General features: G+C 38.8%; 7 protein-coding genes. All 7 read left to right on the forward strand.

Going from position 1 to position 12,889, the window contains the following annotated elements; translation table 11 throughout:
• The first annotated feature begins 66 nt into the window (after positions 1-66).
• Positions 67-2,931: an AAA family ATPase gene (locus ACYQ2D_RS13485; RefSeq protein WP_459785796.1), complete on the forward strand. Its 2,865-nt coding sequence runs from the start codon at positions 67-69 to the stop codon at positions 2,929-2,931.
• 351 nt (positions 2,932-3,282) lie between these two features.
• Positions 3,283-4,818: a histidine ammonia-lyase gene (gene hutH, locus ACYQ2D_RS13490; protein WP_117456818.1), complete on the forward strand. Its 1,536-nt coding sequence runs from the start codon at positions 3,283-3,285 to the stop codon at positions 4,816-4,818.
• A gap of 36 nt (positions 4,819-4,854) precedes the next feature.
• Positions 4,855-6,180, forward strand: coding sequence for a Na+/H+ antiporter family protein (locus tag ACYQ2D_RS13495; protein WP_117456817.1), 1,326 nt, complete (start codon positions 4,855-4,857; stop codon positions 6,178-6,180).
• A 214-nt stretch (positions 6,181-6,394) separates the two neighbouring features.
• The gene (gene dapF / locus ACYQ2D_RS13500) at positions 6,395-7,228 is read left to right on the forward strand and encodes a diaminopimelate epimerase (RefSeq protein WP_117456816.1); all 834 of its coding nucleotides are present in this window, start codon (positions 6,395-6,397) and stop codon (positions 7,226-7,228) included.
• A 231-nt stretch (positions 7,229-7,459) separates the two neighbouring features.
• Positions 7,460-9,595, forward strand: a complete 2,136-nt coding sequence (gene nrdD / locus ACYQ2D_RS13505) for an anaerobic ribonucleoside-triphosphate reductase (RefSeq protein WP_022303853.1) — start codon at positions 7,460-7,462, stop codon at positions 9,593-9,595.
• A gap of 149 nt (positions 9,596-9,744) precedes the next feature.
• A complete protein-coding gene (locus tag ACYQ2D_RS13510) occupies positions 9,745-11,028 on the forward strand; it encodes a cation:proton antiporter (protein WP_022303854.1) in 1,284 nt (427 codons plus the stop codon).
• 129 nt (positions 11,029-11,157) lie between these two features.
• Complete coding sequence (locus ACYQ2D_RS13515) at positions 11,158-12,888, forward strand: B12-binding domain-containing radical SAM protein (protein WP_459785798.1); 1,731 nt, start codon at positions 11,158-11,160, stop codon at positions 12,886-12,888.
• Position 12,889 lies beyond the last annotated feature (1 nt).

Here is a 12,889-nt window from a genome sequence, read left to right on the forward strand (position 1 = left end):
ATACCGGACAGAATGAAAAATGGCAATATTCATCTGTTCTTCTATTACAAATGTGAGGGATAAAAAGTGGCAAATATTAAAGTATATCTTCTAGGACGCCCTTATGTGGAGATGGATGGGGAGAGAGTGAACTTTCCATATAAGAAGGCGGAGGGCTTTTTTTACTATTTGTGTGTAAAGAAAACAGCAACGAGAGAGGAAATCATATCTGTGCTTTGGGGAGCGGACAACGAAAATGTTGGAAGAAAAAACCTTAGAGAAGCAGTATATCAGATAAAAAAACTCTTAGGAAAAGAAATCCTTGTGACAGTTGGTCATACGAGCATTTCTCTTAATCCGGAGTGTATGCCAGAAATTGACTGGGATAATCTCAATGATGAGAATTTGCTTGATGCAGAGGAGCAGGGATTTCTTTCTCATTTCATGATTAAAAACAGTTATGAATTTGAGGAATGGATTTCAGCCATGCAGGAACAGTATAATAAACGGTTCGTGAAAGTGGCACGTGAAAAACTGTATAAAGCGGATGCGACAAAAAATATGGAAGAAATTCAAAAATATAGTAATATTTTATTAAAACAGGATCCGTATAATGAAAAGCTGTATTATGAAATTATGGATATTTATGCCTTAAATGGAAACTATAATATGGCAATCAAATTGTATTATGATTTGGAGAAAATTCTTGCGGATGAGCTTGGCGTAGAACCATCGTCAGAAGTAACCGAATTATTTCACCGGATTTTTAATGTAAAAGGAAATACAAACTCAGATGGCGTTATCTGGAACTTGCCATTCTGGGGAAGAAATGAGGAAATTTACCAAATCAGTGAATGTATTGTGGGCGGAGCAAAAGATGGATGTCCCAGATGTGTGGCAATTGGCGGAGAAGACGGTGTTGGAAAATCAGCACTGCTCGATAAAGCAATGCAGATGGTAAAGGGCTATCAGATGATTGGTCTGTATGCGGCCTGCTATCGTGAGGAATCCGAATTTTTCCTTCGTCCATGGAGTGATATTTTCTGGGAAGTGGAACAGAGGGCGGATTATCAGGTTTTAAGAGAATCCATGAGTGAAGAAAAATGGGAACAGCTGGAACATTTTTTTAAGGGAAAAGTCATGGAGGAAAATGGAAAATCCGGTGCACTGAATTATCAGGTCATGGAGCAGGCAGTGATTGACATGTTCCGTAAGATTTTGGAGCACAATAAAGTGGTTCTGTTTTTTGATGATATCCAGTGGATGGATCAGACCAGTATTCAGCTGTTAAATCGTCTGCTTCTTACTTTTGGTACGCATAAGATTCTTTTGATGTGCACGTTTAATCAGGAAAAAGATGCCGATGTGATGGAGTCTTTAAATAACATTGTAAAAAAAGGCTGGCTTCATGTGATTAATCTGTTTCCGTTTAATGAAAAAGAAACCAACGAAATTTTATGCAAGTTTCTTCCGGAGTTGAGTGAAGATCAAAAGAAACGACAGAATGTATACCGCATGACAGAAGGAAATGCATTTTTCCTGATGGAATCCATTAATCTGATGAAAGAAAAAGGGTATACCCTTGAAAAATCACAGAAAACCAACAATGTGATAAAAGCGCGTCTGGTTGGGCTGCCGGAACAGGAATTGGAGGTATTAAACTGTATGAGTCTGTTTCCGGAGAAAGTCAGTATCGAAGAGATTGAGCTTTTGCATCTGGATATGGATCGCCTGACATTGGTTCGTGTCCTAGAGAAACTTCAGGAACGACATTTAATCAAAGAACTCTTAGTAGGCTGGAATGTTTATTATAAATTTGAACATCAGGTGTTTAAAGAGTATATTTATGACAAACAAAGTGTAGGTAAAAAGAGAGCATACCATCAGATTTTAGCAGAATATTACGAGGCAAAAGCAACAGGGAAAAAAAATTTTGCGTATCTCCCAATGACAATTCACCACTATGAGAAGTGCCATAATCTGGTGAAGGTATATCAATATAAAATTGCATATTTGAAAGAATATTATACGATAGTCAATGAAAACTTTCCTGTTCTTCATTGGGAGATGGAATATGGCGACGATAACCAGGAACTTTCTTTTCATGCAGACGAAATTTTGCGCCTGGCAGAAGAGGTAATCCGGTTTGAAGGAGATTCTCATCAGCTTCAGGAAATGAAAATGGAAATGTATTATGTAAAAGGTCGTTTTGATATTGCTATCGGAGAATATGAAACCGGACTGGCGAATATCAAGGCAAGCGAATCGCTTGCAGAGACCTTAAATGATAATAAAGCACGTCTGAATAATTATAAACAGATGATTTTCTATGGAATTCAGATAGAGAATCTTCTGTTGGTTAAAAAGTATGTGAAAGAGGGAATGAAATTAATCGATGAGACAGATACCGATGAAAAAGGTATTTTTATGAGACTCAAAGGTTGGTATCTGCTTCATGAGGGAAGATATGAAGAAGCCAGGGCACTTCTGACACAGGCCAGGGAGTTTTTTGAAAACCGCGACGGGGGAAGCGGACAGTATGCAATGAATATTGCGGCTTGCTATAATTACATCGGAGATGTATGCAGGGAAATGAAAGAGTATCAATCTGCACTTTCTTATTATAAAATAGCGATAGAAAAGGGAACAGAAAAAGTCGTAACAAATGGTCTGGGACAGTTTTATTCTAATGTAGGTCAGATGTATTATTTTATGGAAAAAAATACAGAGGCCAGAACTTATCTTGAAAAAGCGATTGCCTGTTTTGAGAAAAATGGATACTATTGGGGACTGGAGCGTGCTGAGGCATATATGGCACTGGTTCTGCTTCGGTTTGGTGAAAAAGACCAGGCAAAGAAACATTATAAGAAAGCAGTAAGTTTGACAGAAAAAATGAATAATCCGACAACCGTTTCGGTTATCAGACAGATCAGTAAGGAAGCTGGGTTCTAAAAAGAGCCAGCTTCTTTTTTTGAACGCAGATAAGCATTCCCCCGCTTCAAGTGTGCAGAGCGCAAAGCGACTGCGTTCATGAGCAAGTAGCGAAGCGGATTGCGAATGTCCGTTTTACACAAAAGAAAAAACAAAGTTTTTGAGAAAAAATTCAACTTACAGTTTTACCATGATAACGTACTGATACAAATGTCCGCATCATAAAGAATGATGTCCGCTAATTGGGGAATTGTGCTAAAAAATAAAACAATTCGAAAAAATAGATTGTGCGTTTCTTACATTTATCGACGTTTTTTTGACGTACTATTAGATATAATTGCACTATAAAATAAACGAAAAGAGGGTGCGATTATGAGCAGTATCGTAATTACAGGAAATGATTTAACATTGGAGCAGCTTGCTTTAATCTGCCGCGAAAATGCAAAAATCGAATTAGCAGAAGAAGCAAAACAGAATATCATTGATTCCAGAAAAGTGGTAGACGACTTAGTAGCGGAGGAGAAAGTTGTTTACGGTATCACAACTGGTTTTGGTAAATTCAGTGACGTTGTAATTTCTCAGGAACAGTGTAAAGAACTTCAGAGAAACTTAATTATTACTCATGCAGTTGGTGCCGGTGACCCATTCCCAATTGATGTGGCAAGGGGTGTTATGTTACTTCGTATCAACAACTTAGTAAAAGGATTCTCCGGTATTCGTTTAGAAACTGTTGAAACAATGGTAAACATGTTAAATAAAGGTGTTACCGCATTTATTCCACAGAAGGGTTCTCTTGGAGCATCTGGAGACTTGGCACCATTATCACATATGGTTCTTCCTATGATTGGTCTTGGTATGGCTTACTATGAAGGCGAACTGCTTCCGGGAGCAGAAGCTATGAAACGTGCAGGTATTCCTACAATCGAATTATCTGCAAAAGAAGGTCTTGCATTAAATAATGGTACTCAGGCTTTAACAGCAGCCGGTGCTCTTGCTTTATATGATGTATTAAAATTAGTCAAAGTTGCAGATATCGCAGATGCTCTCTGCTTTGAAGCACAGAATGGTGTTGTAGATGCACTTGACCACAGAGTACATGATGTACGTCCTCATTCAGGACAGCTTGCTACTGCAAGAAACCTGTTAAAATTACTCGAAGGAAGCAAAAATACAACACGTCAGGGTGAAATCCGTGTTCAGGATGCTTATTCTCTTCGTTGTTCACCACAGGTTCATGGTGCAAGTAAAGATGCAATCAACTACGTACTCGACCATGTAAATATCGAAATTAACTCTGTAACAGATAACCCAATTATCTTTAAAGAAGACAGAGCTGGTATCTCCGGCGGTAACTTCCACGGACAGCCAATGGCATTGAGCTTTGACTTCTTAGGAATCGCTACATCTGAATTAGCAAATATTTCTGAAAGACGTATTGAACGTCTGGTTAACCCGGCGTACAGCGATCTGCCGGCATTCTTAACACCACACGGTGGAGTTTGCTCAGGATTTATGATTGTTCAGTACTCAGCAGCAGCATTAGTATCTGAAAACAAAGTTCTGGCTCATCCGGCATCTGTAGATAGTATTCCATCTTCAGCAGGTCAGGAAGACCACGTATCTATGGGTATGATTGCAGCAAGAAAAGCTGGAACAATTGCAGAACATGTAAGACGTGTACTCGCTATGGAACTTATGGTAGCCTGCCAGGGTATCGATATGCGTGGTAACAAAGGTCTTGGTAAAGGTACACAGGCAGCGTATGACTTAGTTCGTAAAGAAGTTGCTACCTTAGACCAGGATAGAGAATTATACGGTGATATTAATTACTGTGAAGAAATTATTAAGAATGATGCACTGATTAAAGCAGTTGAGGAGGCAATCAGTGGTTCATTAGAGACAAAATAAAAAAACTAAATATTACGAAAAGAGGGAGGTAATTCTATGCTAAATCCTGTAATCGTAGCAGTACTCTTACTTTGTGTATTGTGTCTGCTGAAAATTAATGTATTACTCTCCATGCTCGTATCTCTGACTGTAGCCGGTCTTATCGGGGGTTTGCCGGTTGTCAGCTCCGGAGATGAAGTGAGTATTATGAGCTGCGTTATCGACGGATTCAGTTCTAACGCAGAAACAGCCTTAGCATACGTATTGCTTGGTACATTTGCTTCTTGTATGGCATACACCGGCATTACAGAAATCTTATCTGTTAAAATTGCAAAAACTGTAAAGGGTAACAGATGGCTTTTACTGGGAATCTTATTAATCATTGCATGTGCATCTCAGAATATCATTCCGATTCACATTGCATACATCCCGATTCTTGTTCCACCATTACTGAGTATGATGAACAAGATGAAACTGGACAGACGTGGTGTTGCATGTACCATCGCATTTGGTCACAAAGCACCGTATATCGCTCTTCCATTCGGATTTGGTCTGATTTTTATGACAATCATCCGAGACAACATCAACCAGAATGCAGTAGACTTTGGATGGAAAATAACAATTGGTGATGTTACAAGAGTAAACTGGATTCTTGCAGTTGCTATGATTATCGGTCTTGCAATTGCCGTATTCATTACATACAGAAAACCTCGTGAATATCAGGATATCAAATTAGAGGGACAGCATGAATTAGAAAGCCTGAAATTAGAATACAAACATTGGATTACACTTTTAGCAGCACTCGTAATCGTAATTCTTCAGGTTAAATTTGGTTCTCTTCCTGTAGCAGCATTCGGTGGACTTTTAGTTATGTTCATATTCGGAGCTGTAAAAATTAAAGATATTGATGAACAGTTTAACGGCGGTATCAAATTAATGGGCTTCATCGCATTCGTAATGCTTATAGCAGGTGGATTTGCGAAAGTCTTAAACAGCACAGGTGCTGTAGAAGAACTGGTTGACAGTGCAATCAGCCTTATGAATGGAAATACATGGGTTGCAGCAACTATCATCACATTAATCGGTCTTTTAGTAACAATGGGAATCGGTACTTCTTTCGGTACAGTTCCTGTACTTGCAGTACTTTACGTTCCGCTGTGTCATAAGATGGGATTCTCACCGGCAGCAACTATCATCCTGATGTCTGCAGCAGCAGCTCTTGGTGATGCTGGTTCACCGGCTTCTGATACAACACTCGGACCTACATCAGGTCTGAATGCAGATGGTCAGCATGACCACATCTGGGATACTTGCGTACCTACATTCCTGCACTTTAACATTCCGTTAATGATTGCAGCAATCGTAGCAGCACAGTTCGTATAAGATGTCTGCATAAAAAAAGATTGCCATCTGGAAAAGTAACTCCTCATACTTTTCCAATTTGAAAGGGCTCTGCCTTGGGTTTCCAAGGTGGAGCTTTTTTTCATTAAATAAAGTATTTTTTCCAAAATTTTTTTTCGGCAATTCTGCCACATTGACAAAAAAATCAAGGCTTGCTATGATTGATGTAATCATTAGAAAGAGAGGCTTGAAAATTATGAGATTTACGAAGATGCATGGAATTGGAAATGATTATGTATATGTAAACTGTCTGGAAGAGAACGTAGAAAATCCTTCTGAGCTGTCAATAAAAGTGAGTGACCGCCATTTTGGAATTGGTTCAGACGGTCTGATTTTGATTAAACCATCCGAAAAAGCAGACTTTGAGATGGAAATGTACAATGCAGATGGAAGTCAGGGTGCAATGTGCGGAAATGGAATCCGCTGCGTGGCAAAGTATGTGTATGATTACGGTTTGACTGATAAAACCAGCATCAGCGTAGATACCAAGAGCGGAATTAAGTATTTGGAATTGACCGTAGAAAATGGAAAAGTGAGTCTGGTAAAAGTAAATATGGGTCAGCCGGAATTAGAAGCTGCAAAGATTCCGATGATTTATAAAAAAGAAAAGGTCATCAGCCAGCCTCTTGGCGTAAATGACGATGTTTATGAAGTAACCGCAGTATCTATGGGGAATCCACATGCGGTGGTCTATATGGACGAAATTGAGAAACTGGAGATTGAAAAAATCGGACCGTACTTTGAAAAGCATCCGGCATTTCCGGAAGGCGTAAATACCGAGTTTGTACATGTCATTGATGAAAATACGGTAGAGATGCGTGTATGGGAACGTGGAAGCGGAGAAACACTGGCATGCGGAACCGGAGCGTGTGCTGTTGCTGTTGCGTGTGTATTAAATGGTTATACGAACGACGAAGTAACCGTAAAACTGCTTGGTGGTGATTTGAAAATTTTCTGGGACAGAAAAGAAAATCTTGTTTATATGACAGGTCCGGCAACTGTTGTATTTGACGGAGTCATTGAAGCGTAAAAGAAAAGCTAAGAAAAAAATAAAAAGAAAAATTTTTATCAAATTGGTCAATATCGTGTAAAACAAGATGTTTAAGGGGATACTTGATATAAATCGTCAAGATTTGTGCAAGTTTCCCTCTTTTCATGACCGGTAAAATGTGCTATACTGGCTAATACCAAATATGGGATAAAAATAACGAAAGAAATAAAAAGTCATACCAGATACAGTGTGGCGATAGAGGTGGAAGAAATGGTGTGTATTATAAAAAAAGACGGGACAAAAGAAGAATTTAACGTGCAGAAGATTGTAAGAGCGGTAAATAAATCAGCAGGAAGGATTCTTTATCAGTTTACAGAAGAGGAGATTGATTTTATCTGCCGGTATGCAACAGAAAAAGTAGAAGGCATGGGAAAACCGGAAATTTCCATACAGGATATGCATAATGTAGTAGAAGGAGCACTTGAAAAAGTGAATCCGGCGGTTGCCAAAAGTTACCGTGATTACCGAAATTACAAACATGATTTTATTCATATGATGGATGAAGTTTATACCAAGAGCCAGTCCATTCGTTATATTGGAGATAAGAGCAATGCAAATACAGACAGTGCGCTGGTTGCAACCAAGAGAAGTCTGATTTTTAATGAGTTGAATAAAGAGCTGTATCGTAAATTTTTCATGAACCGCAATGAACTGCAGGCATGTAAAGATGGTTATATTTATATTCATGACCAGTCCGCTCGTCTGGATACCATGAACTGCTGCCTTTTTGATGTGGCGAATGTACTACGTGGCGGTTTTGAGATGGGAAATGTGTGGTACAATGAGCCGAAGACACTCGATACAGCATTTGATGTAATGGGAGATATTATTTTAAGTACCGCAGCCCAGCAGTACGGTGGATTTACTGTTCCGGAAGTGGACAGAATCTTAGCTCCTTATGCAGAAAAGAGTTATCATAAGTACAAAGAAGAATTTTTAAAATATGTAGACCCGGACTGGGAGCTTGCAGAAGAACGTGCAAAACAGTATGCAGTCGATAAGGTGCGTCGTGATTTTGATCAGGGCTGGCAGGGAATTGAATATAAATTAAACACAGTCGGCTCATCAAGAGGCGACTATCCATTTGTAACGGTGACGCTTGGACTTGGAATGGGGCGTTTTGAAAAAATGGCAAGTATTTCCCTGCTTGAAGTACATAAAGACGGACAGGGAAAGAAAGACCATAAGAAACCGGTTTTATTCCCGAAAATTGTGTTCTTATACGATGAAGAGCTTCATGGACCGGGAAAAGAGGGAGAAGATGTATTTGAGGCGGGAATTTCCTGTTCTGCAAAGACGATGTATCCGGACTGGCTTTCCCTTACCGGAAAAGGTTACATTTCAAGTATGTATAAACGTTATAAAAAAGTCATTAGCCCGATGGGATGCCGTGCATTTTTAAGTCCATGGTATGAACGAGGCGGAATGAAACCGGCAGACGAGAAGGATGCTCCGGTATTTGTAGGACGATTTAACATTGGTGCAGTCAGTCTTCATCTTCCGATGATTCTGGCAAAAGCACGTGCAGAGAACCGTGATTTCTATGAGGTGCTTGATTTTTATCTGGAAATGATTCGACAGCTTCACATTCGTACTTACGATTATCTGGGTGAAATGAAAGCGTCTACAAATCCGTTGGCTTACTGTGAGGGAGGATTTTATGGCGGACATTTAAAACCATCCGATAAAATCAAACCATTATTAAAGCCAATGACAGCATCCTTTGGAATTACTGCATTAAATGAGCTTCAGGAATTATACAATGGAAAATCCATTCGTGAAGATGGAAAATTTGCACTTGAAGTACTGCAGTATATCAATGATAAAGTAAATCAATTCAAAGAAGAAGATGGTTATCTCTATGCAATTTACGGAACACCGGCAGAAAGTCTGTGTGGATTACAGGTAGAGCAGTTCCGCAAAATGTATGGAATTGTAGAAGGAGTTTCTGACAGACCTTATGTCAGTAACAGCTTCCACTGCCATGTAACAGAAGATATCACTCCAATTGAAAAACAGGACTGCGAAGGTCGTTTCTGGGAACTGTGTAATGGTGGAAAAATCCAGTATGTACGTTATCCGATTGGATACAATGTTGAGGCAATTCGCTCCTTAGTCAGAAGAGCAATGGATTTGGGATATTACGAAGGAGTCAATCTTTCCCTGGCATACTGTGATGATTGTGGACATGAGGAACTTGAAATGGATGTTTGCCCGGTATGCGGTTCTAAGAATCTGACCAAGATTGACCGTATGAACGGTTATCTTTCCTATAGCCGTGTCCATGGAGATACCCGTTTAAATGCTGCTAAAATGGCGGAAATTGCAGAACGTAAATCAATGTAACGGTATTCTCATTTAGAATGGAAAAACTGCCATAAAAGCCGTAATTTTTTTGGTGATATTGTATATTACGTTTTCAGATAAAGTGTGTTACCATTAACTCGATTTTTGTTTTTTTAAAATACAAAAAAATAACAGAGGAGATGGAAAACATGGATTCTTACACGTATTTACTTGACTTGGCATTGATTCTAATCAGCACAAAATTGCTCGGGCTTCTCACCAGAAGGGTAAAGATGCCGCAAGTAGTTGGTGCACTGCTTGCCGGACTGATTTTGGGTCCAGCCTGCCTTGGTATCTTAAAAGAGACCGAATTTATTCATCAGGTTTCTGAAATCGGTGTTATCGTGTTGATGTTTTGTGCCGGACTTGAAACCGATATCGGTGAGTTAAAAAGAACAGGAAAGGCATCCTTTATCATTGCACTTATGGGTGTATTAATACCTCTTGTTGGCGGATATGGAATTGCATGGATTTTTAACCGCCCAGGTATGATTGAATCCACAGCGACTGCAAGCACAACACTCCAGAACTTTTTCATTGGTGTTATTTTAACAGCAACCAGTGTTAGTATTTCCGTTGAAACTTTAAAAGAGATGGGAAAATTGAACACAAAAGCAGGAAATGCAATCCTTGGAGCAGCAGTTATCGATGATATTCTTGGTATTATTGCTTTGACAGTAATTACAAGCCTTGCAGACCCGAGTGTCAATGTGGCAATGGTATTTGTAAAAATCATAGGTTTCTTTGTATTTGTTGGGGTTGGAGGATATATCATCCACGCAGTTTTCCAGAAATGGGTGCAGGGATACAAAAGAGATTTACAGCGTTTTGTTATTGTATCATTTGTAATTTGTCTCTTGTTTTCTTACTGTGCAGAGCAGTTCTTCGGAGTTGCAGATATCACAGGTGCATTTTTCGCAGGACTGATTATTACAAACACAACTCATACAAATTATATTGCAAGAAGATTTAATATTCTTTCTTATATATTGTTATCTCCGGTATTTTTTGCAAGTATCGGTATCCAGGTCGAACTTCCGGATATGAGCGCAATGATTATTATCTTTGCAGCAGCATTGGTGGTTGTTGCAGTACTGACAAAGGTAATCGGATGTGGATTGGGAGCAAAATTATGTCATTATTCCACACAGGACTGCTTAAGAATCGGTGCAGGTATGATTTCCCGAGGTGAGGTTGCTTTAATTGTTGCCTCAAAAGGAAATGCAGTTGGTCTGATGCCATCTTCCTTACTTGGCCCGGTGGTTATCGTGGTTGTTATTACAACCATCATTTCGCCAATCTTCTTAAAGATGACCTTTGCTTCAAAAGGAAATGAAAAAGCAGATTACGTGGAAAATGAGTATACAAAAGTTATGGCAGACCATTCTCCGGCAGATGAAACTCGATTTGTTAAAAAATTAAAGAAAAAATAAATATTTTTTTATTGTATGAGAAAAAGGCAGTGAAAGCTGTCTTTTTCTTTTTTGGTCTTTAAAAAATAAAATAGGATGTGTATAATCAACGTTGTATCGATTGAAAAATAAAAAGAGGAACAGAAATTTATGAAAACAGTATTAGTTGCAATTAATGCAAAATATATTCATTCCAATCTGGCGGTTTACAGTCTGCGTTCTTATGCAAGAACCTTTGGATATGAACCGGAGTTATTGGAATTTACAATTAACCAGCAAAAAGACCAGATTTTAAAAGGAATCTATGAGGCAAAGCCGGACTTGCTTTGTTTTTCCTGCTATATCTGGAACCTTTCTTATGCAGAAGAGATTATAGAGGACATCAAAAAAATCCTGCCAAAGGTTACGATTTGGGCGGGCGGACCGGAAGTGTCTTATGACGCACCCAAATTTTTAAAACGACATCCGGAAGTAGATGGAATTATGTGCGCCGAGGGAGAGAAAACACTGACAGAATTAATAAGCTATTATGAAATCGGAAAAAGTCAGGGAAAATCCTTAGATGGAATCAATGGAATCGCGTATCAGGAAAACAAGACGATCCATCAGACACCGCTTAGAGATATCATGAATATGGATGATTTAGTTTTTCCTTATGAAGATTTAAAAGATTTCGAGCATAAAATTATTTATTATGAGAGCAGTCGGGGCTGTCCGTTTTCCTGTAGTTACTGTCTCTCTTCAATTGACAAAAAGTTAAGGTTCCGTAGTTTTTCTCTGGTGGAAAAAGAACTGGAATTTTTCCTTGCGCACAAAGTACCGCAGGTAAAATTCGTGGACCGTACCTTTAACTGTAAGAAAAGTCATGCGATGGCAATCTGGACTTATATCAAAGAGCATGATAACGGAATTACGAATTTTCATTTTGAGGTAGCAGCAGATTTATTAACCGAGGATGAAATTGCTCTGATTCAGACGATGCGGCCAGGATTGATTCAGCTTGAAATCGGTGTGCAGTCCACGAATGAAAAGACCCTTGCGGAAATCCATCGAAAGACTGATTTTGAAGAAATCACAAGAAAAGTAAAAGCGGTACAAAAAGGAGAGAATGTACATCAGCATCTGGACTTGATTGCAGGACTTCCTTATGAAAATTATGAGAGTTTTGGACATTCCTTTAATGATGTCTATGCGTTAAAACCGGAACAGCTTCAGCTTGGATTTTTAAAAGTCTTAAAAGGTTCTTATATGGCAGAGGCAGCGGAAGGATATGGCTGTGTGCATAAGGCAAAACCACCTTATGAAGTGCTTGGAACACGCTGGCTCTCTTATGAAGAGATTTTAAAGCTAAAAGGCGTTGAGGAAATGGTGGAAGTTTACTATAACAGCGGTCAGTTCCAGAAAACCATCCGTGCTATGGAACACTTATTTGAAACGGCCTTTTCGATGTATGAAGAACTGGCAGATTTTTATGAGAAAAACGGTTATAACGAGGTTTCTCATACCAGAATCCGTCGTTATGAAATTTTACAGGAATTTTTACAGGAAAAAGAAGCAAATCTGGAATATTTTAAACAGCTTATGATTTTTGACTTATACGCAAGAGAAAATATGAAAACAAGACCGCAGTGGGCAAATGATTTGTCAGCTTATAAGATGCAGATTCTGGATTTTTATAAAAAAGAAGAGGAAAATCCAAAACTGTTAACCGATTATCAGAGCTATCAGGCAAGACAGACGATAAAAATGACGCACATTGAAGTGTTTACTTATGATGTCATAAATGAAAACGAAGAAAAAGGTGCTTATCCGGTCTTATTCGATTATAAAAAGAGAAGTCCGCTGACGAATGATGCAAAAGCGGTTTTTGTTCAATTATAAG

This window comes from Blautia stercoris, assembly GCF_054657695.1.